This window comes from Streptomyces lanatus, assembly GCF_014655715.1.
GTDB lineage: Bacteria > Actinomycetota > Actinomycetes > Streptomycetales > Streptomycetaceae > Streptomyces > Streptomyces lanatus.
In genome coordinates this window covers 203101-225903 of sequence record NZ_BNBM01000014.1, presented here as the reverse complement: position 1 = coordinate 225903, position 22803 = coordinate 203101, and the positions used below count along the sequence as shown (strand labels likewise).

Genomic DNA, 22803 nt, shown 5'->3' with positions numbered 1-22803 from the left:
TCATGGGTATGTCGGAATCTTCTGCATGTTTGGGAACAAGCGCACGAATACACCTCAACTCGGTGCGCTGCGGGCGAGCTTAGTCCGACCGGATCATCGCTGTGTCATATTCAGCAAGCACCTGAAATGGGGTGCGAGACAGGAGTACGCTCGGCCCCATTTATACGCTCAGATTACGTTCGAATACACTGCGTCACGGCGCACGCACGTGCGAAAGTCACTCACCGTGACGGGTGAAGATCGGGTTCCGAGCCCGGACCTAGGCAAAAAAGAAGGGCAAGGAGCCACCTGCTCCTCGCCACTCTCAACGTATAGCGCACCGGGGGGCTTGCGGCAAGGCCCCCGTTGTACCGCACAATCACCGGCCTAGGCCGAGGACCTGCGGAAACGGGAGTCGTAGAAGTGCGTGTGCAGTTGAGTGACAGTAGGAGCCAAGCCGAAACCAGCGTGTTCGACCTGCCCGAACGCCTCTCCCCCAAAGCCGAACCGACTCTGATCGCCGGCGACGAGAGGCACTTCGCGGCCATCGCCGACTGCCTGGAGAAGACGATCACCGAGCTGTCCGACCGTCTCGCCGCCGCGCGCAGGGCGCCGGGGGGCCTGGGCCGGGAGGCGATGGACCGGGACAGCGAGATCCACCGGCTCACCGCCCGGCTGCGCACCCTGCGCCGCTTCGGCCTCGACCTGTGCCTCGGGCATGGTCGGCGCAGATGGCACCGAGCCCGTGTACGTCGGACGGCTCGGCCTGACCGACGACACGGGCCGCCGACTGCTCATCGACTGGCGCTCCCCCGCGGCCGAGCCGTTCTTCGGCGCCACCCACGCCAATCCGATGGGCCTGGCCAGCCGCCGCAGGTACCGCTGGACCGGCGGACGGATCAGCGACTACTGGGACGAGGTGTTCACCCAGGACGGCTTCGCCGGGCATGCCGCGCTCGACGACCAGTCCGCGTTCATCGCCGGCCTGGGCGGCAACCGCTCACCTCGGATGCGGGACGTGCTCGCCACCATCCAGGCCGACCAGGACGCCGTCATCCGCGCGGGATCCCGGGGCGCACTCGTCGTCGACGGCGGACCCGGCACGGGCAAGACAGTCGTGGCCCTGCACCGCTCCGCCTATCTGCTCCACTCCGACCCCCGCGTCGACCACCGCCGGGGCGGCGTGCTGTTCGTCGGCCCGCACCGGCCGTATCTGGCGTACGTCTCCGATGTCCTGCCCAGCCTCGGCGAGGAGGGCGTGCAGACCTGCGTGCTCGCGGACCTGGTTCCGGAGGGTGCCACGGCGAAGGCCGAGGCCGATCCGGAGGTGGCCCGTCTGAAGTCGTCCGCGGACCTGGTCGGGGCGATCGAGAAGGCCGTCCGGTTCTACGAGGAGCCGCCCGCGAAGGGTATGACGGTCACGACTCCCTGGTCCGACGTCCGGTTGAGCGGCGTCGACTGGGCCGTGGCGTTCGAGGCGGCCGAACCCGGTACGCCGCACAACGAGGCCCGCGACCAGGTCTGGGAGGAGCTGCTCACGATCCTGGTCGACAGGCACGAGGAGGACGCCTCGGGCGACGACGGCGAGGTCCCGGCCGAGCTGGTCCGCAGGTCGCTCACCCGGAACAGGGAACTGCTGACGGCCTTCAACCGTGCGTGGCCGCTCCTCGATGCCACGGACCTGGTCTCGGACCTGTGGTCGGTGCCCGCGTATCTGCGGATGTGCGCGCCCTGGCTCGGCCGCGAGGAGGTCCAGCGGTTGCAGCGGGCGGACGCGCAGGCCTGGACGGTGTCCGACCTGCCGCTCCTGGACGCGGCCCGGCACCGGCTCGGGGACCCGGACGCGGCCCGGCGCAGACACCGGCAGGAGGGGATCCTCGCCGCGCAGCGCGAGCGGATGACGCAGGTCGTCGACAACCTGATCGAGGCCACCGCCGACTCCGGCGCCGACACCGACGAGGGCGAAGGGCTGGTGATCATGCTGCGGGGCCAGGACGCCCAGGTCAGCCTGGTCGACGAGTCCGAACTGCCGACCGGAGACCTCGACCGGCTCGCCGGCCCGTTCGCGCACATCGTGGTGGACGAGGCGCAGGAACTGACCGACGCCGAGTGGCAGATGCTGCTGCTGCGCTGCCCGTCCCGGAGCTTCACCATCGTGGGCGACCGCGCCCAGGCCCGGCACGGCTTCACCGAGTCCTGGCGCGAACGCCTCGAACGGGTCGGCCTCGACCGGATCGACCTGGCCTCCCTGAACATCAACTACCGCACACCGGAAGAGATCATGGCGGAGGCCGAGCCGGTGATCCGCGCCGCGCTGCCGGACGCCAATGTGCCGACGTCCATCCGCAGCGGAGGGGTGCCGGTCGTGCACGGTTCCGTTTCGGACCTTGCCTCGATCCTGGACACCTGGCTCGCCGAGCATGCGGAGGGAGTCGCCTGCGTCATCGGCGACCCCACGTTCCGCCCGACGGACCGGGTGCGGTCACTGACGCCGGAGCTGTCGAAGGGCCTGGAGTTCGACCTGGTCGTCCTGGTGAACCCGGAGGAGTTCGGCCAGGGCATCGAGGGAGCGGTGGACCGTTATGTGGCGATGACCAGGGCGACCCAGCAACTGGTCATCCTTGCGTGACCGACCTCCACCGGTCGCCGAACGCCTCACCCCACCGAAGAGTAGGCGACAACCCCCCGCAGCAGCCCTTCCACAGCCTTACGCGCATTCTTGGTCACGGTGGAGCCCTCCACCGGAGAAGCCGCAGCGATCTGCCCGAGCACGTCGATCACCTGCTTGCACCACCGCACAAAGTCCCCGGCCGGCATCTCAGCCTCCCGGAGCACCTCGTCCAGCCCCTTGCCACTGGCCCACATGTACGCCGCCCAGGCGAAGCCCAGATCGGGTTCGCGCTGCCCGACGCCCTCGGACTGGGTGATCCGGAAGTCCTCCTCCAGCGCGTCCAACCGGCCCCAGATCCGCACCATCTCCCCGAGCGCGGCCTTGGCCTTGCCCGAGGGCAGCTTCGGCGCCATGGCGTCGTCCCCGACCCGTGCCTCGTACACCAACGCCGAGACACAGGCCGCCAGTTCGGCGGGGCCGAGGCCCTCCCACACCCGCTCGCGCAGGCATTCACTGGCCAGCAGGTCCAGTTCGCCGTAGAGCCTGGCGAGCCGCTTGCCGTGCTCGGTGACCTCGTCGCCGCGCAGATAGTCCAGCTCGGTCAGCAGCGCGACGATGCGGTCGAAGGTGCGCGCGATCGTGTTCGTGCGGCCTTCGATACGGCGCTCCAGCTGCGAGGTGTCACGCATCAGCCGGTGATAGCGCTCGGCCCAACGGGCGTGGTCCTCACGGTCGTCGCAGCCGTGGCAGGGGTGGGCGCGGATCGCCTTGCGCAACCGGGCGATCTCACGGTCGTCGGTCGCCTGCGAGCCGCGCTTGCGGTGCCGGTCGGGCACGATGTGCCCGGCCTTGGAGCGCAGCGCGGACGCCAGGTCCCGACGGGACTGCGGGGAGCGCGGGTTGAAGGACTTCGGGATCCGCATCCGCTCCAACGCCTCGACGGGCACCGGGAAGTCCATCGACGCCAGCCGCTTGACCTGCCGCTCCGAGGTCAGCACCAGCGGGCGCGGCCCGTCGTGGTGCTCGAAGCCGCGGTGGCCGTTGGACCGGCCGGCGGGCAGCCCGGGGTCAAGGACCAGGGCCAGACCGGCGTACTTGCCCGTCGGGACATGGATGACATCGCCGGGCTTGAGCTTCTCCAGCGCGACGGCGGCCTCCGCGCGGCGCTGTGCGACGCCCTGCTTGGCCAACTCGTTCTCGCGGTCCTTCAGTTCGCGGCGCAGGCCCGCGTACTCCTCGAAGTTCCCGAGGTGACAGGTCATGGACTCCTTGTAGCCGGACAGCCCTTCCTCGTTGCGCTGTACCTGGCGCGAGATCCCGACGACCGACTTGTCGGCCTGGAACTGTGCGAAGGACGTCTCCAGCAGTTCGCGCGAGCGGTGCCGGCCGAACTGCTCGACGAGGTTGACCGCCATGTTGTACGACGGCTTGAAGCTGGAGCGCAGCGGATAGGTGCGGGTGCCCGCGAGCCCGGCCAGGTGCTCGGGGCTGATCCCGCGCTGCCACAGCACGACGGCATGGCCCTCGACGTCGATGCCGCGACGGCCCGCCCGGCCCGTCAGCTGGGTGTACTCGCCCGGTGTGATGTCGGCGTGCTGCTCGCCGTTCCACTTGACGAGCTTCTCCAGCACCACCGAGCGCGCCGGCATGTTGATCCCGAGGGCGAGGGTCTCGGTCGCGAACACGGCTTTGACCAGGCCGCGTACGAAGAGTTCCTCCACGACCTCCTTGAAGGTCGGCAGCATGCCCGCGTGGTGAGCGGCTATGCCGCGCTCCAGGCCTTCCAGCCACTCGTAATAGCCGAGGACGTGCAGGTCCTCGGTCGGGATGGACGCGGTGCGCTCCTCGACCAGGGCACGAACCTTTTCCCGTGCCTCGTCGTCGTTCAGCCTGAGGCCCGCGTACAGGCACTGCTGGACCGCGGCCTCGCAGGCGGCGCGGCTGAAGATGAAGGTGATGGCGGGCAACAGCCCCTCGGCGTCGAGGCGTTCGATGACTTCGGGCCGCCCCGGCGTCCACACCCGGGAGCGCTGTCTGCGCTCCCGCTCCCGGTCGGCCTCGCGCATGGCACGGCCACGTCTGCGGTCCTGGAACGAAGGCCGCTGGGCCTCCATGCGGGCCAGCCGCATCAGGTCGGGGTTGACGGCCTTCTTGCTGCCCTCGCCCTCCTCGAACAGGTCGTACATCCGCCGCCCGGCGAGCACATGCTGGAACAGGGGCACGGGCCGGTGCTCGGAGACGATCACCTCGGTGTCGCCGCGGACGGTGTCGAGCCAGTCGCCGAACTCCTCGGCGTTGGACACGGTCGCCGACAGCGAGACGAGGGTGACCGACTCGGGGAGGTGGATGATCACCTCTTCCCATACGGCGCCACGGAAGCGGTCGGAGAGGTAGTGCACCTCGTCCATGACCACATAGCCGAGGCCGAGGAGGGTCTGCGATCCGGCGTACAGCATGTTCCGCAGCACCTCGGTGGTCATCACGACCACCGCGGCGTCCGGGTTGACGCTGTTGTCGCCGGTGAGCAGACCGACCATGCCGTTGCCGTAACGGCGGCACAGGTCGGCGTACTTCTGGTTCGACAGCGCCTTGATGGGTGTCGTGTAGAAGCACTTCTTGCCCTGCATCAGGGCGAGGTGGACGGCGAACTCGCCGACGATCGTCTTGCCGGAGCCGGTGGGCGCGGCCACCAGTACGCCCTTCCCCGTCTCGAGCGCCTGGCACGCCTCGATCTGGAAGGGGTCGAGGCCGAAGTCGTACATCTCGCGGAATGAGGCGAGCGCGGTGGCCTGCTCGGCAGCGCGCCTGCGTGCTGCCGCGTACCGCTCGGCCGGTGAGAGGTCCTCTGTCATCGTGCTTTCGAGCGTACCGGGCCCCACTGACAACAGGACGATCATTATCCGGATCGGCACCGGCAGACCCGGGATCCGCGCAGCTCACGACCACGAGACGCGAGCGGCCGGGTGCGCCCCGTGGGCGTCCCGGCCGCGTTGTCGCGAGATCCGTCTCTCAGATCACGTCAGGTCACGTCGTCGTATCCGTTGACCCGCTCCGTGCTGGCCTGCTCGGGCAGCGCCCGGGGTGCCGGGACCGTCTCGACGTCGCCGATGTCCTCGGGGGTGAGGTCCAGGTCGGAGGCCTCGTCGTCGGCGGGGCCCATGGCCTCGCGGCGTCCCCTGCGCTTGTCGTTGACCAGGGAGAAGAGCACCGCCACGAAGTACAGCACCCAGATCGGTCCGGCGAGCGCCAGCATGCTCAGCGGGTCCGTGCTCGGCGTCGCGACGGCCGCGAACACGGTGATGCCCATGATCATCGCCCGCCACCAGCCGAGCATCCGCTTGCCGGTGATCGCACCGACCAGGTTCAGCATCACCAGCAGCAGTGGCAGTTCGAAGGAGAGACCGAAGACGATCACCATGCGGGTGACGAGCTGGAGGAGATCGTCGAGCGGGAGCAGGTTGTCGATGCTTCCGCTCGGGGTGAAGTCGATGAGCACCTTCGCGGTGGTGGGCAGCACCGAGTACGCGAAGTAGGCGCCGCCGATGAAGAGCGGGGCGCCGGTGAAGACGAAGGCGTAGGCGTACTTCTTCTCGTGCCGGTGCAGACCCGGGGCGACGAAGGCCCACAGCTGGTACAGCCAGATCGGCGAGGCCAGCACGATGCCTGCTGTCAGCGAGACCTGGAGGGCCAGCGTGAAGGGCGCGAGCAGACCGTTGATCGTGATCCGGGCGCACTTCTCGGAGGCCTCGGACGAATTGGCCAGTTGCTCGAAGGTCTGGTCGCAGCCGATCGAGTCCAGGATCGGCTTGGTCAAGAAGTTGATGATGTCGTTGTAGAAGAAAGCGGCGGCGACCGTGATGATCACGATGGCCAGCAGCGCCTTCGCGAGCCGGTTGCGGAGCTCACGAAGGTGTTCCGCGAGGGGCATCCGCCCCTCGGGATCCTTCTCCTCTTTGCGGGCAGACTTCAGCAACCCACGTTCCCATCTCGTGCGGCGGGCCGGAGGTCACCGGCCCTGCGTCAGCGCTTGGTGGTGTCCGTCGGCTCGGTGACCGGGCGCGAGCTGGTCACGTCGCCGGGGGCGGACTGGATGATGCGCTGAGCCGGGGGCTGCTGGTCGTCGCCGGCGGTGGTGTTCGGCGGGTCGGCCGGGGCGGCGGACTTGTCGTCCTTCATCGCCTTGGCCTCGCTCTTCAGGATCCGGGCGGACTTGCCGAGCGAGCGCGCCATGTCCGGAAGCTTCTTCGCGCCGAACAGCAGGATGATGACGACGAGGATGAGAATGATCTCGGGGGCTCCGAGCCTTCCGAACATAAGTCTTTACCTTCTCACCGAGGCGACTGGGGTGGGGTGCTGTCCGATCGGTCGGACATGTGTCCGAACGCTCGTGTTGACAGCGATCGTAACGCTCAGGGGTAAACGTGAGGCAATCCCCGTGCGTACTCCCTGTCCGCGGTCCGGGCCTCGTTCTCCGTCCCGCGACCAGCAGCGTACCCGGCCCGCCTGCCAAGGTGACAGGGCGAAGTGGCCCAAAACGCATGCGGCCCGGGACTCACACCCAATCCTTGGCGCGACTACAGGGAGTCCACAGCCCGCGCCGCGCTCATACTGGCCCGCTCCAGGTCCTCCACCGCCCTGCTGATGCGGCGCGCGGAGTCCGTGACCTGCCGGCCGAGACGCTGCGCCTCCAGGAAGACCCGCACGGCGAGCACACCGAGGACGGCGAGACCCACGAAACCCACAGCTACCGCGAACATCGGCCAGAACATGAGGGCGAGCCTAGACCGTCCTACAGCGTGGAGTGCAGCCGCAGGGTGCTGACCCCGCCGCCCGTGAGCAGCTCGACGATCCGCTCACCGGCCGGCTTGCGCACGGAGACCCCGCACTCGGGGCAGGTGAACGAGTAGAACGTCGTCCGGCTGGACGCGCCGATCGCGAGCCGCAGGGCGCTCGCGGCGAGCTCGAAACGGCCCCGGCAGTCCGGGCAGCCCGCCTTGAACACCACCGGAGCCACGCTTCTCATCCCGGCGAACGCCGACGCCACCGTCATCCCCCGCACCCCGGACGTAGCCGACTCGCTCAAAGCCCTCGCTCCTGCCTGTCGTCCTGCCGCTCCTGAACCGCACCCGCCCCGTGGGACTCCCGCACCTCGACCCCGTCGTACGCGGCCAGGGCGTCGCGGGCCGCATGCCGGGCGCTGTCGGCCAGCTCCGGCGGCGACACGATCCGGCCGTCACGGCCCAGCCGCAGGGCCAGCCGCCGCAGCGACGCGGGGTCGGGTGTGCGCAAAGTGATACGCAGCCCGCCGTCCGCCAGCTCATCCGCGCTGTCATGGGGGTAGTACTCGGCGACCCAGCGCCCGCCAGGACCGACCTCGACGACGACCTCCGGGTCCTCCGCGGCGGGCTGCACCAGCCCCTCGGACAGATCCCGCAGCTCCACCTCGGGCGGCGCGGACGGCTCGTCGAGGATCTTGATCTCGGCGACCCGGTCGAGCCGGAAGGTGCGCCGCGCCTCGGAACGCCGGCACCAGGCCTCGACATAGGTGTGACCGACGCTGACCAGGCGGATGGGGTCGATCTCGCGCTCGGTGAGCTCGTCACGGGCCGGGGAGTAGTAGCGGATCCACAGCCGGCGCCGCTCGGAGATCGCCCGGTCGACGTCGGCGAAGACACCGCCCTCGGACTCGAAGGTGACCGAGAGGCGGGCGCTGGCACCGGCCGCCTCGCCCGACGCGGCCTCCACCTTGGCCGTCGCCCGCAGCAGCGCCTGCCGGTCGCTCTCCCGCAGCCCGGGCAGCGTGGACACGGCACGCGCCGCCACCAGCAGCGCCGTCGCCTCGTCGGCGGCGATACGCAGCGGCTCGGCGACGTCGTCGGGGTTGTGCCACCAGATGCGCTCGCCGTCGGTGTCGATGTCGAGGAGATCGCCGCCGCGGAAGCTGGTGCCGCACATGGGCAGCACATCCAGGTCGGAGACCAGCTCGTCCTCGGAGATCCCGAAGGCACGCGCCACGTCCTCGACGCGCGCGCCGGGACGCTCCCTCAGATACGTCACCAGCGAGAGCATCCGCCGGGTCTGGTCGATGGCGCTCGCGGGCCTGACCGGTTTGCCTGCCACTGTCTCGCTCCGCTCCCCCTCAGCCCTTGGCCACGGCACGCAGCCGGTCCACCACATCGGCCCGCAACTCGGCGGGCTCCAGCACCACCACGTCCGGCCCGAACTCCACCAGCCAGGCATCCAGCCCATGGCCGTACGGAATCGCCAACTCGTCCCAGCCTTCGCCGAGTTCCCGAACCGCCGTGGCCTTCGCCCGAAGGGGGTACCCGGCGTCCGTGCGCAGCCGGATCAGCGCGGAGCGGGTGGCGGTCTCCCCCGCCCAGCTCGCCACGGTCTCCCGCACGGTGACCACATCGGGGACCTCGGCGGTGAAACGGCCACTGCGGCTGCGCACCTTGCCGGTGATCCGGGACAGCCGGAACACCCGCTCCGCACCGCGGTCCCGGTCCCAGCCCGCCAGATACCAGTGCCCGCGCCAGCACTCCAGCGCCCAGGGCTCCACATGACGCTGCTCGGGGCGCGCGGCGGTGGCCTTGCGGTAGTCGAAGACGACCGGACGGCGATCCCGGCAGGCCAGCATCAGCGGCTCGAACGCCGCCTCGTGCACAGGGATACGGGGCTCCAGCGCACCATGCGCCTCATACGGATCGACATCCTCAGGCAGCCCCGCGGCACGCAGCTTCTGCATCGCCCCGCTGGCCGCGCCCGCCAGCCGGGCCTGCTGCCACACCTTGGCCGCCAGCCCCAGCGCGGCGGCCTCCTCGGCGTCGAGGGTGATCGGCGGGAGGCGGTTGCTGTCACGGCGGGCCAGATAGCCGACCTCGCCGTCGAGGTTCTCCACGGTCTCGATGACCAGACCGAGCTCGCGCAGATCGTCCTTGTCGCGCTCGAACATCCGGTTGAAGGAGTCGTCGGAGCCGGCCTCGAGATAGGCCTCGATGGACTCACGCAGCTCGCGCTTGCTCAGCGGCCGCCGCGTCCCGAGCAGACACAGCGCCAGGTTCATGAGCCGCTCGGCCTTGGCAATGGCCATCGACGCCCTTCGCCTTCCCTATGGTGCTTACGGACGATGACCGTACCGCCCCGCAGTGGCGTGGCAAAAGCCGAGGGCCCATGCCCGCACAGGCATGGGCCCCAGGTAGTCGGGTCCGGTCGCGAGCCGATCAGTCGTTCACCGATCGGCCGCGAGGATCAGACACCGAGCAGGTCGACCACGAAGATCAGGGTCTCGCCGGGCTTGATCGCCGGCGTCGGGCTCTGGTTGCCGTAGGCGAGGTGCGCCGGAATGGTCAGCTGACGGCGGCCGCCGACCTTCATGCCCTGCACGCCCTGGTCCCAGCCCTTGATGACCCGGCCGCCGCCGAGCGGGAAACGGAACGGCGTACCGCGGTTCCAGCTGGCGTCGAACTCCTCACCGGTGCTGAAGGACACGCCCACGTAGTGCACGGTGACGGTCTGACCCGCCTGCGCGACCGCGCCGTCGCCCTCCCAGATGTCCTTGATCTCGAGGTCCGCCGGGGGCTCGCCGCCCGGGAAGTCGATCTCGGGCTTGTCGATGCTCACTTCATCACTCCTTGTTGCGTGACCTGAGACGCGGAAGCCTCTCAGAGACACCTCGGTCAGACGACTCCGAGGATATCCACCACGAAGACCAGTGTGTTCTTGGCCAGCTCACTGCTGGGGTTCGCGCCGTAACCGAGCGAGGGCGGAATCACCAGCAGCACCCGGTCACCCACGTTCTTGCCGACGAGGCCCTTGTCCCAGCCCTGCACCACGGAACCGGTGCCGATCTGGAAGGCGGTCGCGCCACCGTGGTCCCAGGAGGAGTCGAACTTCTTGCCGTCCTCCCACTTCACCCCGGTGTACTGGGCGATCAGGCCCTGTCCGGCCTCGACCTTCTTGCCGTCACCCTTGATCAGCACCTGCTGCTCGAGGCCCTTGGGGGCCTTCGCGCCCTTGGGGATGGTGATCGTCGCCGCCTTCTGCGACGGAGCCTTCACCTCGGGCATGCCCTCCGCCGAGGCCGCCTGCTCACCCTTGGCCTCGGCCTTGGCGTCGACACTCGCGGCACCGGACACATCGAGCACCCAGATCAGCACATCCTTCTTGGCGATGCCGGAGGAGGTGTTGAGACCCTCCCCGATCAGATCACCCGCGGTGCCCTGCACCAGGATCCGGCTGCCCGGCTTCTTCCCCTTGACGGCATCGAGGACCTTCGGGGGCAGCTGCTGGCTCTGCTTGCCGATCTGCTCCACGGACTGCGGCCGGGGCGTGCCGGAGCCGGTCGACTGGGTCTGCCAGGTGCCACCGAGCTCCTTGGAGTCGCCCCACTTCTCGACCGTCCAGTCCAGCCGGACGAAGTCGGAGGCCTTGATCGCGGTCCCGTCACCCTCCGAGACCGTCTCGACCACGGTCTTCGAGGACGGCTCGCCGTCCTTGGGGGTGGAGATCTCGGGCTTCTCCCCGGCCTTTCCATCGACCTCGGCGACCGCTCCCGACTGCGCCCCGTCGCTGTCACCGTCCGAACCGCACGCGGCGGAGAACAACAGGGCGGGCACGGCCAGCAGCGCCGCGACGCGGCGTTTCGTCTTGTAGTTCATCAGTCCCACTGGGCTAGGGGGTGGTGGGCAATGGCCGCCACTTTACGACGTACGCCCTTCCGAAACCGGCCACCGCACGACACGCCGCCGACCGGAACGGTGACAAGTCTCACGGCAGAACCACAGGAAAACGCCCGGTGCCCGGAGGTATCCACACCTCCGGGCACCGGGCGTCCAGACGATCCGGTCACATACCGGCGATCAGCTTCTCCACCCGGTCGTCCACCGAACGGAACGGGTCCTTGCACAACACCGTGCGCTGCGCCTGGTCATTGAGCTTCAGATGCACCCAGTCCACGGTGAAGTCCCGGCGCTGCTCCTGGGCCCTGCGGATGAAGTCACCGCGCAGCCGGGCCCGAGTCGTCTGCGGCGGAACGGACTTGCCCTCGAAGATCTTCAAGTCGTTGCAGATACGCGCCGCTTGACCCTTCTTCTCCAGCAGGTAGTACAGACCACGACGCCGATGGATGTCGTGGTACGCGAGGTCTATCTGCGCGACCCGCGGATGCGACATGGTCATGTTGTGCTTGGCCCGGTACCGCTCGATGAGCTTGTACTTCATCACCCAGTCGATCTCGGTGCCGATCCGGTCGAGGTCCTCGGCCTCGATCGCGTCCAGCGTGCGGCCCCACAGCTCCAGGACCTGCTCGACCGTGCCCGTACGGATACCGCGGCGCTCACAGAAGTCCACGGCCTTCTCGTAGTACTCGCGCTGCACCTCAAGCGCCGAGGCCTCCCGGCCACTGGCCAGACGCACCTTGCGCCGGCCCGTGATGTCATGACTGACCTCACGGATCGCCCGGATCGGGTTCTCCAGGGTCAGATCCCGCATCACCGTGCCCGCCTCGATCATGCGCAGCACCAGATCGGTCGCGCCGACCTTCAGCAGCATCGTCGTCTCGGACATGTTCGAGTCGCCCACGATGACATGCAGACGCCGGTAGCGCTCCGCGTCCGCGTGCGGCTCGTCGCGCGTGTTGATGATCGGCCGCGAACGTGTCGTCGCCGACGACACGCCCTCCCAGATGTGCTCCGCCCGCTGACTGACGCAGTACACCGCGCCACGCGGGGTCTGCAGCACCTTGCCGGCACCACAGAGAAGCTGCCTGGTGACCAGGAACGGAATGAGAATGTCCGCGAGCCGGGAGAACTCCCCATGCCGCGCCACGAGATAGTTCTCGTGGCAACCGTAGGAGTTGCCCGCCGAGTCGGTGTTGTTCTTGAAGAGGTAGACGTCGCCCGCGATTCCCTCCTCGTGCAGGCGTCGTTCGGCGTCCACCAGGAGTCCTTCGAGAATGCGCTCGCCGGCCTTGTCGTGGGTGACCAGTTCGGTCACGTTGTCACATTCGGGTGTCGCGTATTCCGGATGCGATCCCACGTCGAGATAAAGCCGGGCGCCGTTTCGCAGAAAGACATTGCTGCTACGGCCCCATGACACGACACGGCGGAAGAGGTACCGCGCCACCTCGTCAGGCGACAGGCGGCGCTGTCCCCTGAACGTGCACGTGACGCCGTACTCGTTCTCCAGCCCGAAAATGCGGCGGTCCATGACTGAACATTACGCCCGATCCCCTGAGCTGAAACGGGGTTCGACAGCACGGTTTGGATCATTTTCCGATGAAGCCGCAACCACCGCACCCCTGCCGGGAGCTGCGAGGACCCGCCCCGTGGCCATCAGGACCAGCAACGACACCGCCCCCGCGCCACCCGGCACGGCGAACCCCCAGAAGGCCCCGCCCGCCTCGACGACCGGCCCCGCCAGCCCCGTTCCCACCGACGCACCCACCGTGAACGTCGTCACAAGCCAGGAGAACGCCTCGGTGACCGTCCCCCGCGGCGCATGCCGGTCCACCAGCACGAACGCACACGCGATACACGGCGCCAGGAACACCCCCGCGAGCACCGCCAGCAGCGTCATCGCGAACGCACCCGGCATCAGCATCAGCGGCAGATAACACACCGCCAGAAGCGCCACCAGCCACCGCAGTCGCCGCGCCGGCTCACCACCCCACTGCCGCGCCCCGTACACCGTGCCACCGACCAGCGCACCTAGCCCCAGGCCAGCCATCAGCCAGCCGTACACCACATCACCGCCGTGATCGTCCGCGTACGACACCGCCGCCACCGCGATCGACCCCATCGCCACCCCCACGAACAGGAACGACGCCAGCAGCGCCAGCAGCCCCGCCGAACGCAGCGCCCCCAGCCAGTGCGCCTCACGCGGCGCCGAACGCCACGCGCGCGAAGGCGGCGACACCACCACCGACAACGCCCCCAGCACCCCGATCACATTCAGCACCAGCAGCGCCGCCTGCGCCGACCACAACGACGCGCACAGCGTCAGCAGCAACGGACCCACGGTGAACATGACTTCCTGCGCCACCGCGTCCATCGCATACGCCGTATGGACCTGGCCCTCCTTGTGCAGCACCGACCCCCACAGCGCCCGCAGACCACCCTCCAGCGGCGGCGTGAACAGACCGGAGGCCGCCACCGCCGCATAGGCGAGCGACAGCGGATCGATACCGACGAACGCGAACACCGCCATCGCCAGCGCCGACGCCACCGCGGCCGGCAACTGCACCCTCGGCTGCCCGTACAGGTCCACCAGACGCCCCAGCAACGGCTGACCAACCGCATTGGCGACCCCGTACACCGCCGCCAGGCCACCGGCCAGGCTGTACGAACCGCCCTCCGCCCGCACGAACAGCACGATCGCCAGCGCCGCCACCGCGTTCGGCAACCGCCCCACCAGCGTGCCGACCAGCAGCCGGGCGGCATGCCTCGCCCTGAGGATCTCCACGTACGCACCGGTCATCGGCCGCGCCGCCCTCCACAAGTTTTACGTATAACTTCCTTCGTCATACGTACCATGTGCGCTGTTCACACGTCCAGACGAAAGAGCAGGCCAACGGTGGCACACGGCAGCACCCGCCCCACCAGCCGGGACGTCGCCCAGGCCGCAGGCGTCTCCCAGGCCGCGGTCTCCCTCGTCCTCGGAGACAAATGGCGCGGCCGCGTCGCCGAAACCACAGCCGAACGCGTACGCCAGGCAGCCCGCGAACTCGGCTACCGACCCAACCTCGCCGCCCGAAACCTGCGCCTCGGCCACACCCGCACCGTACTCCTCGTGGTCCCCGCCCTCACCACCGAATTCTTCGCCGGCGTCTACACCGGCGCCGCCCGCATCGCCGCCCAGCACGGCTTCGGCGTCGTCCTCTACCCCTCCCCCGAAGGCATCGGCCCCGCCCGCGACCCCTTCGCCTCCGCCCAGGCCGCCCTCGACGGCGTCATCGCCTCCTCCATGGCCGCCGACGCCCTCACCGCCATCCACGGCGACCAACTCCCCCTCGTCATGCTCGACAGCGACCCCGAAGGCAGCCTCGGCGCCGCCACCGTCAACCTCGACATCACCGACGGCGTCCGCCAGGTCACCGAACACCTGCTCGGCCTAGGCCACCGCCGCTTCCTCCACCTCGCCGCCGACATCGCCTCATGGACCTTCGAAGTACGCGCACGCGAGCTCGCCACCCGCATCGGCCAAGTACCCGGCACCTCACTGCTCACCGTCCGCGCACCCATCACCATCGAAGACGCCCGCGACGCCGCGGCCACCGCCCTCGCCGCCAAAGGCCCCCGCCCCACCGCGATCATCTGCGACGACGACAAACTCGCCGCCGGCGCCTACAAAGCCGTACGCCGCCTCGGCCTGCGCATCCCCGACGACATCTCCGTCACCGGCCTCGACGACCTCGCCCTCGCCACCGCCATCGACCCCGAACTCACCACCGTACGACTCGACGCCGAACAGTTCGGCGAACGCGGCATGCAAGCCCTCCTGGCCGTCCTGGAAGGCCGCGAACCCACCGCCGGCGACATTCCCGTCCAACTGGTCGTACGAGGCTCCACAGCCCCACCCAGCACGCCCTGAGCCCCCCGAAACGCCCTGTGCCCCGACCGAACACTCGGCCAGGGCACAGAACGGGCGAACAAGATCGAAAAACCCGGGGACTACTCCTCAGAAGCGCCGGACTCCTCCGAGCCCTCCCCGTCATCAGCGCTCTCCGCCTCCGTCGCCGCACCACCGGCCTCCAACAACCGATCGAGCTGACGACCCACGACACGCTTGAACTTCCGCGACTGCGGACGCGTACGATCCAGCACCGCGACCTCCAGCCGCTCAGCCGGAATCTCCCGCTGCGTACCGTTCGACTCACGCGACAGCGCCTGCACAGCCAACTTCAACGCCTCGGCAAGACTCATACCGTCCTGATGACGCTGATCCAGATAATTACTGATCAGTTCCGCATTGCCACCCACAGCGACCGAACCGTGCTCATCCACGATCGACCCGTCATGCGGCAACCGATAGATCTGATCACCCTCAGGCGTCTCACCCACCTCAGCGACCACCAACTCCACCTCATACGGCTTCTCAGCCGCCGAAGAGAAGATCGTGCCCAACGTCTGCGCGTAGACGTTCGCCAGACCCCGCGCGGTCACATCATCCCGGTCGTAGGTGTAACCCCGCAGATCCGCGTACCGCACACCACCGATCCGGAGATTCTCGTACTCGTTGTACTTACCGGCCGCCGCGAAGCCGATCCGGTCATAGATCTCACTGAACTTGTGCAGCGCACGGGACGGGTTCTCGCCGACGAACACGATGCCGTCGGCATACTGCAGCACCACCAGGCTGCGACCACGGGCAATCCCCTTACGGGCATACTCCGCCCGATCGGCCATCGCCTGCTGCGGGGAGACATAGAACGGCGTCGACACCGGTTATCCGTCCCTTTCTGTCGAAATCACAGGATCACCTAGAAAAGACCGAACCCGCCACCTACAGCAGCGCGGCCCGCGGACCGTCAGGCTGCTCCAGACGCCGCTCCAGAATCGAACGAGCGATCTCGGAAGACTCGTCATCGCCCAACCGACGGAAACCGTCCTCGGTGATCACCGTGACGATCGGATAGATCCGGCGGGCGACATCGGGACCACCGGTCGCCGAATCGTCGTCAGCCGCGTCGTAGAGGGCCTGCACCACCAGAGTCGTCGCCTCGGCCTCGGTGAGATCACCACGGAAGAGCTTCTTCATCGCCCCACGCGCGAAGATCGACCCCGAACCGGTCGCAGCGAACCCCTGCTCCTCAGAACGACCACCGGTCACGTCGTAGGAGAAGATCCGCCCCTTGTCCCGGTCCACGTCATACCCGGCGAACAACGGCACCACAGCCAGCCCCTGCATCGCCATGCCCAGATTCGACCGGATCATCGTCGACAGCCGATTCGCCTTACCCTCCAGCGACAGCTGCGCACCCTCGACCTTCTCGAAGTGCTCCAGCTCCAACTGGAACAGCTTCACCATCTCCACGGCGAGACCGGCGGTGCCGGCGATACCGACCGCCGAGTACTCATCAGCCGGGAACACCTTCTCGATATCGCGCTGCGCGATCACATTCCCCATGGTGGCCCGCCGGTCACCAGCGAGGACGACACCCCCGGGGAACGTCACCGCCACGATGGTCGTCCCATGCGGCGCCTCGATCACGCCCTGCGTGGGCGGCAGTTGACGCTTACCGGGCAGCAGCTCCGGCTGATGGTCGGAGAGAAAGTCCATGAACGAGGACGACCCAGGCGTCAGGAAGGCAGCTGGTAGACGCCCGGTGCTACGAGTGTTGGCTTCCACGCGATTCCTTCCAAGTAAGCGGCGGCCCGGCGGACGGCGTCGGGATCGTCGCCCAACTTGCCGATGGCCGAATTGCAGTTGAAGCACAGTACGCCACGGACCCTACCCGTCTTATGGCAGTGATCCACATGCACGGCCGGAGCCTTCAGACAGATCACGCACAGCCCCATCTGAGAGGCGACCATCTCGTCCCGCTCGGCTTCGGTGAGGCCGTATTGGCGCTTCAGATGACGCTCACGCCCCGCATTGGCTCGACACGCCTTGCAGCGAGTCGACAGCCCGTCAGAGGCCGACGCGTTGCGATGCCACTGACTCCACGGCTTGACCTCATCGCACCCCAGGCAGTGCTTGTGCCCCTCGGGTACGTCCACACGACGAACCTTCTTGCCCTGAGCTTCCCGGCGACGCCGGTAGGCCCCTGCCCCGCATTCGCGGCAACGGTCCTGGAGCCTGTCGAGCTTGGACCTGTTGGCCGCGAATGCGCTGGTGGGGAGTGTCCGCTTGCATGCCGAGCATCGCTTCCCGACACTCGATTCGGACATTTGCTATTATTCCCCACCCTTTTGGACAAATGACCTCACGAAATCCTCGGCGTTCTCTTCGAGCACATCATCGATTTCGTCCAGGACGGAGTCCACGTCGTCGCTCAGCTTCTCCTGTCGCTCCTTGAGGTCCTCAGAAGCCTGCGTCTCCGCCGCCTGCTCCTCGACCTCCTCAGTAGAGCGCGTGGCCTTCTGCTGTCCGCCGCCGGTGTCCTTGGTTGCCATATCCCTCACCCCGCTCAGTTCGCCCGACATGGTCGACAGGTCGGCTTTCCTGCCGATCGGTGATGATCAGACCCTACAAGCCGGGTCTGACATCGGCCCCGCAGTTTCTCCAACGTACGGGGGCCACCTCGATGATTCCCGGACGCCGGGTTTTCCACCCTGTTCGGCCGGTGCCTTCCGGGTACCCAGTCAGCCGCCCGAGAGGACCCTGACCAGGTCTTCCGCGGTGCGGCAGCGGTCCAGGAGCTCCTTGACGTGATTTCGCGTTCCGCGAAGCGGTTCGAGGGTTGGAACGCGTTGGAGGGAGTCGCGGCCGGGCAGGTCGAAGATGACCGAGTCCCAGGAGGCCGCGGCTACGTCGTCGGCGTATTGCTCCAGGCAGCGGCCGCGGAAGTAGGCCCGGGTGTCCTCCGGCGGCTTCACCTGCGCCCGCTGCACGGTTTCCTCGTCCAGGAGGCGCTTGATGCGGCCGCGGGCGACGAGGCGGTTGTAGAGGCCCTTCTCGGGGCGTACGTCGGCGTACTGGAGGTCGAGGAGGTGGAGCTTGGCGGCGTCCCAGTCGAGGCCGTCGCGGCGGCGGTAGCCCTCCATGAGTTCTCGTTTGGCGACCCAGTCGAGTTCGCCTGCGAGGCTCATGGGGTCGCTTTCGAGGCGGTTGAGGGTGTCCTCCCACCTGCTCAGGACGTCCTTGGTCTGGTCGTCGGCGTCCGCGCCGAAGCGTTCCTCGACGTATTTGCGGGACAGCTCGTAGTACTCCATCTGGAGCTGTACCGCGGTCAGTGTGCGGCCGCTGCGGAGTGTGATCAGGCGCTTGAGGGTCGGGTCGTGGGAGACCTGGTGGAGGGTGCGTACGGGCTGGTCGACGGCGAGGTCGACGGCGATGAAGCCGTCCTCGATCATGGAGAGGACCAGGGCCGTGGTGCCCAGTTTGAGGTAGGTCGAGATCTCGGAGAGGTTCGCGTCGCCGATGATCACGTGGAGGCGGCGGTATTTCTCGGCGTCCGCGTGCGGCTCGTCGCGGGTGTTGATGATGGGCCGCTTGAGCGTTGTCTCGAGTCCTACCTCGACCTCGAAGTAGTCGGCTCGCTGGCTGAGCTGGAAGCCGTGTTCGTGGCCGTCCTGGCCGATGCCGACGCGGCCGGCGCCGGTGACGACCTGGCGGGAGACGAAGAAGGGCGTGAGGTGGCGCACGATGTCCGAGAAGGGGGTTTCCCGCTTCATCAGGTAGTTCTCGTGTGTGCCGTAGGAGGCGCCCTTGTTGTCGGTGTTGTTCTTGTAGAGGTGGATGGGCTGGGCGCCGGGGAGCTGGGCGGCGCGTTCGGCGGCTTCGGCCATGATGCGTTCGCCGGCCTTGTCCCAGAGGACGGCGTCGCGGGGGTTGGTTACCTCGGGGGCGCTGTATTCGGGGTGGGCATGGTCGACGTAGAGCCGTGCGCCGTTGGTGAGGATGACGTTCGCGAGGCCGATGTCCTCGTCGGTGAGCTGGCTGGCGTCGGCGGCCTCGCGGGCGAGGTCGAAGCCTCGCGCGTCGCGCAGCGGGTTCTCCTCCTCGAAGTCCCAGCGGGCCCGGCGGGCCCGGTGCATCGCCGCCGCGTAGGCGTTGACGATCTGGGATGAGGTGAGCATGGCATTGGCGTTGGGGTGGCCGGGGACGGAGATCCCGTACTCCGTCTCGATGCCCATTACTCGCCGTACGGTCATGCGGCCCTCCTTGCCCGGCGGCACCCTCGGTCGTGGGCGTCGCACAAGTACCGCTGGCGCTCGGTTGCGTGTGCGGTGCCCGTCCCCGCACTGCGCGACTTGGCGGTACGGAAGAGCCTAGAGCGCCTTTGCCCTGGTGGGGAGATCATTTGCGTCATTGCCTTGCACGCCTCGTGTTCCGGTCGTGGCCGGAAAAACAGTGGGCTGCGGGTACCCGGTGAGGGCACCCGCAGCCGCCCTGTTTTTTACAGGTACTGACCGGTGTTGGCCACCGTGTCGATGGAGCGTCCGGTGTCCGCGCCCTGCTTTCCGGTGATGAGGGTGCGGATGTAGACGATCCGCTCGCCCTTCTTGCCGGAGATCCGGGCCCAGTCGTCCGGGTTGGTGGTGTTGGGCAGGTCCTCGTTCTCCTTGAACTCGTCCACACAGGCCTGGAGGAGGTGGGAGACGCGGAGGCCCTTCTGGTTGTGTTCGAGGAAGTCCTTGATCGCCATTTTCTTGGCGCGGCCGACGATGTTTTCGATCATGGCGCCGGAGTTGAAGTCCTTGAAGTAGAGGACTTCCTTGTCGCCGTTGGCGTAGGTCACTTCCAGGAAGCGGTTTTCCTCGGATTCGGCGTACATCTGCTCGACGGCGGTCTGGATCATGCTCTGGACCGTGGTCGCCTTGCTTCCGCCGTGTTCTCCGAGGTCTTCGGAGTGCAGGGGGAGGCGTTCTGTGAGGTACTTGCCGAAGATGTCCTTGGCGGCCTCGGCGTCGGGACGTTCGATCTTGATCTTCACGTCCAGGCGGCCGGGGCGCAGGATGGCGGGGTCGATCATGTCCTCGCGGTTGGAGGCGCCGATCACGACCACGTTCTGGAGGCCTTCGACGCCGTCGATCTCAGCGAGCAGCTGGGGGACGATGGTGTTTTCCACGTCTGAGCTGACGCCGGAGCCGCGGGTGCGGAACAGGGATTCCATCTCGTCGAAGAAGACGATGACGGGTGTGCCTTCCGAAGCCTTCTCACGGGCACGCTGGAAGACGAGGCGGATCTGCCGCTCGGTCTCGCCGACGTACTTGTTGAGGAGTTCGGGGCCCTTGATGTTGAGGAAGAAGCTCTTGCCCGCGGCCACGCCGGTGACTTCGGCGACCTTCTTCGCCAGTGAGTTGGCGACGGCCTTGGCGATGAGTGTCTTGCCGCATCCGGGCGGACCGTAGAGCAGGACGCCCTTGGGCGGGCGCAGTTCGTGCTCCTTGAACAGGTCGGGGTAGAGGTACGGGAGCTCGACCGCGTCGCGGATGGCTTCGATCTGGCCGCCGAGGCCGCCGATCTGCTCGTAGCCGATGTCGGGTACTTCTTCGAGGACGAGTTCTTCGACCTCGCTCTTGGGAACGATCTCGTAGACGTAGCCGGAGCGGGGTTCGAGGAGCAGGGCGTCGCCGGGGCGGATGTTCACGCCGCGCAGTGGTTCGGCGAGCCGTACGACTCGTTCTTCGTCGGTGTGGCCGAGGACGAGGGCGCGCTCGCCGTCCTCGAGGATCTCCTTGAGGGTGACGATGTCGCCGACGCTCTCGAATTCCATGGCCTCGACCACGTTGAGGGCTTCGTTGAGCATCACTTCCTGGCCGCGCCTGAGGTCGTCGAGTTCGACGCTCGGGCTGACGTTCACGCGGAGTTTGCGGCCTCCGGTGAAGATGTCGGCGGTGCCGTCCTCGTTGGCTTGCAGGAAGACACCGAAGCCGGCCGGTGGCTGTGCGAGCCGGTCGACTTCTTCCTTGAGGGCCACGATCTGGTCGCGGGCCTCACGGAGCGTGTTCGCGAGTCGCTCGTTCTGTGCGGATACGCCGGCCAGGTTCGTCTGCAGTTCGACGATCCGCTCTTCGAGAATCCTCGTGTGTCGCGGAGAGTCGGCGAGCTTGCGTCGCAGGACGGCGATCTCCTGCTCAAGGTAGGCGATCTGCCCGGCCGGGTCCTCGGACCCTCGTCCCGGGCGGATGCCGCGGTTCATGTCGTCGTCGTGGGCTGCCACGGTCCTCACCTCCTCCAAGGGGAGCTGGACGCTTCCAGACCCTACCTGGGTGGGTGTCGATTGAAACCCCTAGATCACAAAGACGGTCGGGGTGTGTCCGATCTTCACCCTTGCGCTCTCCCTCACGCCAGGGGAATACCCACCGCACATGATTGGAACCCAGGCGAAGGTAGGGTCGAGGCGTTCAACACCCGTCAGAGCTGGCCGGATTCCCGTTCGGCTCGGGGTAGGAAGCGGTAGGGGAGATGAGTGTGGAGCGGGCGGCCGGGGTCGAGGGTGGGGCGCTGGAGGTCTGGATCGATCAGGATCTCTGTACCGGCGATGGGATCTGTGCCCAGTATGCGCCTGAGGTGTTCGAGCTGGACATTGATGGTCTGGCCTATGTGAAGGGCTCGGAGGAGGAGCTTTTGCAGGCCAGGGGGGCTACAACGCCGGTGCCGTTGCCGCTTCTCACGGATGTGGTGGATTCGGCGCGGGAGTGCCCGGGTGAGTGCATCCATGTGCGTCGGGTTTCGGACAAGGTCGAGGTGTTCGGTCCGGACGCCGAGTGACCTTGCGTTCACGGGGTGTTACGACTGTCTGATTTCTCACAGCGGTCGGTGTCGGGGGTCAGACGCTGCGGGCATCGGAGGGTGTCGTGCGGACGAACGTGCCGTTCTTCCACTGCCACTTCGGGCTTTCCTTCACGTCGGGGCAGCATCGCGGTACGTCGTTCGACGAGTAGCCGAGGAGTTCGGCGTCGATGGTTCCGTCGCTGACGGTGATGTCACTGACGGTGATGCTGTCCTTGGGGTCGACGAGGGTCGCGACGAGGCGGGGTGTGGCGTTGTCCTTGGCGTGGGTGAGGACGTAGACGCCGTCGGGCGGGGTGCCCATCGGGGAGTCGCAGTGCACGACGGCGACGGTTTCGGGGCTGCCGTCGCCGTCGAGGTCTCCGCTGGTCTTTTTCACCACGATCGCTTTGACCGGGCCGCATTCGAGGGGGAAGTCGACGTGTGCGGGGTCGGGGGGCGTGGTGGCCGCGGGGGTGTGCTGTGTTTCGGGGCCGGCTGCCTGGGCCGCTGTCGCCGGGTTGGGCTGGAGGATCGAGGAGAACGCCACGACACCGGCGACCGCTGTGGCGGTGGCGAGCCAGTGGATGGGGCGGGTGTGGGTGTGTGCCAGTTCCGGGACGGCGGATTGCTGCACTAGGAGCGTCTCCTGTGAGGGCTGTGCCGGTGGGGGTGGGTGGCCAGCATCGTGCCACACGTCACAGTGTGGGGGAACGCCGGGGGTGTGGAGTTCCGGTGCCGGATGTCGGCCCGATCGGTGGGGCGTCCGGGGTGTGTGCCGTTTGGATGTGTTGTTCGTCGGCGGCGTGTCAACGAAAAGGCGCTGTGGTGGG

At 67.7% G+C, this 22803-nt stretch carries 20 protein-coding genes and 1 pseudogene; 3 read left to right on the top strand and 18 right to left on the bottom strand.

Annotated elements, in window-relative coordinates:
- Positions 1 to 447: 447 nt before the first annotated feature.
- Positions 448 to 2608 (top strand): annotated as a pseudogene (gene helR, locus IE325_RS31660) (RNA polymerase recycling motor ATPase HelR).
- A gap of 26 nt (positions 2609 to 2634) precedes the next feature.
- Here helR and IE325_RS31655 read toward each other — a convergent pair.
- The 11 genes from IE325_RS31655 to IE325_RS31605 form a co-directional block, all read right to left on the bottom strand.
- Positions 2635 to 5487, bottom strand: coding sequence for a DEAD/DEAH box helicase (locus tag IE325_RS31655; RefSeq protein ID WP_190073599.1), 2853 nt, complete (start codon positions 5485 to 5487; stop codon positions 2635 to 2637).
- A 122-nt stretch (positions 5488 to 5609) separates the two neighbouring features.
- The gene (gene tatC, locus IE325_RS31650; protein WP_190073546.1) at positions 5610 to 6563 is read right to left on the bottom strand and encodes a twin-arginine translocase subunit TatC; all 954 of its coding nucleotides are present in this window, start codon (positions 6561 to 6563) and stop codon (positions 5610 to 5612) included.
- A gap of 47 nt (positions 6564 to 6610) precedes the next feature.
- Entirely contained in the window at positions 6611 to 6904 is a 294-nt protein-coding gene (tatA, locus tag IE325_RS31645; protein ID WP_190073545.1) for a Sec-independent protein translocase subunit TatA, read from the bottom strand.
- 260 nt (positions 6905 to 7164) lie between these two features.
- Positions 7165 to 7359 carry a hypothetical protein gene (locus IE325_RS31640; RefSeq protein ID WP_190073544.1) on the bottom strand — a complete coding sequence of 65 codons (195 nt, stop codon included), beginning with the start codon at positions 7357 to 7359 and terminating at the stop codon, positions 7165 to 7167.
- Positions 7360 to 7379: 20 nt separating this feature from the next.
- Positions 7380 to 7673, bottom strand: coding sequence for a hypothetical protein (locus tag IE325_RS31635; RefSeq protein ID WP_190073543.1), 294 nt, complete (start codon positions 7671 to 7673; stop codon positions 7380 to 7382).
- Positions 7670 to 8710: a helix-turn-helix transcriptional regulator gene (locus IE325_RS31630; RefSeq protein WP_190073542.1), complete on the bottom strand. Its 1041-nt coding sequence runs from the start codon at positions 8708 to 8710 to the stop codon at positions 7670 to 7672. Before IE325_RS31630 ends, IE325_RS31635 begins: the two co-directional genes overlap by 4 nt.
- A gap of 19 nt (positions 8711 to 8729) precedes the next feature.
- The gene (locus tag IE325_RS31625; RefSeq protein WP_190073541.1) at positions 8730 to 9683 is read right to left on the bottom strand and encodes a helix-turn-helix transcriptional regulator; all 954 of its coding nucleotides are present in this window, start codon (positions 9681 to 9683) and stop codon (positions 8730 to 8732) included.
- A 158-nt stretch (positions 9684 to 9841) separates the two neighbouring features.
- Complete coding sequence (locus IE325_RS31620) at positions 9842 to 10213, bottom strand: FKBP-type peptidyl-prolyl cis-trans isomerase (RefSeq protein ID WP_190073540.1); 372 nt, start codon at positions 10211 to 10213, stop codon at positions 9842 to 9844.
- 56 nt (positions 10214 to 10269) lie between these two features.
- Positions 10270 to 11250 carry an FKBP-type peptidyl-prolyl cis-trans isomerase gene (locus IE325_RS31615; RefSeq protein WP_190073539.1) on the bottom strand — a complete coding sequence of 327 codons (981 nt, stop codon included), beginning with the start codon at positions 11248 to 11250 and terminating at the stop codon, positions 10270 to 10272.
- A 187-nt stretch (positions 11251 to 11437) separates the two neighbouring features.
- Positions 11438 to 12799 (bottom strand): Pup--protein ligase, encoded by a 1362-nt coding sequence (pafA, locus tag IE325_RS31610; protein WP_028801611.1) that lies wholly within the window; start codon positions 12797 to 12799, stop codon positions 11438 to 11440.
- Between the two features lie 9 nt (positions 12800 to 12808).
- Positions 12809 to 14068 (bottom strand): MFS transporter, encoded by a 1260-nt coding sequence (locus IE325_RS31605; RefSeq protein WP_190073538.1) that lies wholly within the window; start codon positions 14066 to 14068, stop codon positions 12809 to 12811.
- A 96-nt stretch (positions 14069 to 14164) separates the two neighbouring features.
- Here IE325_RS31605 and IE325_RS31600 point away from each other — a divergent pair, with 96 nt between their 5' ends.
- Complete coding sequence (locus IE325_RS31600; protein WP_190073537.1) at positions 14165 to 15181, top strand: LacI family DNA-binding transcriptional regulator; 1017 nt, start codon at positions 14165 to 14167, stop codon at positions 15179 to 15181.
- 80 nt (positions 15182 to 15261) lie between these two features.
- Here IE325_RS31600 and prcA read toward each other — a convergent pair whose 3' ends face one another.
- The 6 genes from prcA to arc all read right to left on the bottom strand — a co-directional run bounded on the left by prcA (position 15262) and on the right by arc (position 21419).
- On the bottom strand, positions 15262 to 16032 hold the full coding sequence (gene prcA, locus IE325_RS31595) for a proteasome subunit alpha (protein WP_190073536.1): 771 nt from the start codon (positions 16030 to 16032) through the stop codon (positions 15262 to 15264).
- A 61-nt stretch (positions 16033 to 16093) separates the two neighbouring features.
- On the bottom strand, positions 16094 to 16939 hold the full coding sequence (gene prcB / locus IE325_RS31590) for a proteasome subunit beta (protein WP_190073535.1): 846 nt from the start codon (positions 16937 to 16939) through the stop codon (positions 16094 to 16096).
- Positions 16891 to 17481 carry an endonuclease VII domain-containing protein gene (locus IE325_RS31585; protein WP_190073534.1) on the bottom strand — a complete coding sequence of 197 codons (591 nt, stop codon included), beginning with the start codon at positions 17479 to 17481 and terminating at the stop codon, positions 16891 to 16893. Before IE325_RS31585 ends, prcB begins: the two co-directional genes overlap by 49 nt.
- Before the next feature lie 6 nt (positions 17482 to 17487).
- Positions 17488 to 17706 (bottom strand): ubiquitin-like protein Pup, encoded by a 219-nt coding sequence (locus tag IE325_RS31580; protein WP_030955201.1) that lies wholly within the window; start codon positions 17704 to 17706, stop codon positions 17488 to 17490.
- Between the two features lie 189 nt (positions 17707 to 17895).
- The gene (gene dop / locus IE325_RS31575) at positions 17896 to 19407 is read right to left on the bottom strand and encodes a depupylase/deamidase Dop (RefSeq protein ID WP_350896058.1); all 1512 of its coding nucleotides are present in this window, start codon (positions 19405 to 19407) and stop codon (positions 17896 to 17898) included.
- 245 nt (positions 19408 to 19652) lie between these two features.
- The gene (gene arc, locus IE325_RS31570; protein ID WP_190073533.1) at positions 19653 to 21419 is read right to left on the bottom strand and encodes a proteasome ATPase; all 1767 of its coding nucleotides are present in this window, start codon (positions 21417 to 21419) and stop codon (positions 19653 to 19655) included.
- Positions 21420 to 21664: 245 nt separating this feature from the next.
- Between arc and IE325_RS31565 the strand changes: the two genes are divergently transcribed.
- On the top strand, positions 21665 to 21970 hold the full coding sequence (locus IE325_RS31565; RefSeq protein WP_190073532.1) for a ferredoxin: 306 nt from the start codon (positions 21665 to 21667) through the stop codon (positions 21968 to 21970).
- Positions 21971 to 22028: 58 nt separating this feature from the next.
- On the opposite strand, the gene IE325_RS31560 is transcribed toward IE325_RS31565, so the two are convergent.
- Positions 22029 to 22607 carry a hypothetical protein gene (locus IE325_RS31560; protein ID WP_190073531.1) on the bottom strand — a complete coding sequence of 193 codons (579 nt, stop codon included), beginning with the start codon at positions 22605 to 22607 and terminating at the stop codon, positions 22029 to 22031.
- Between the last annotated feature and the right edge of the window lie 196 nt (positions 22608 to 22803).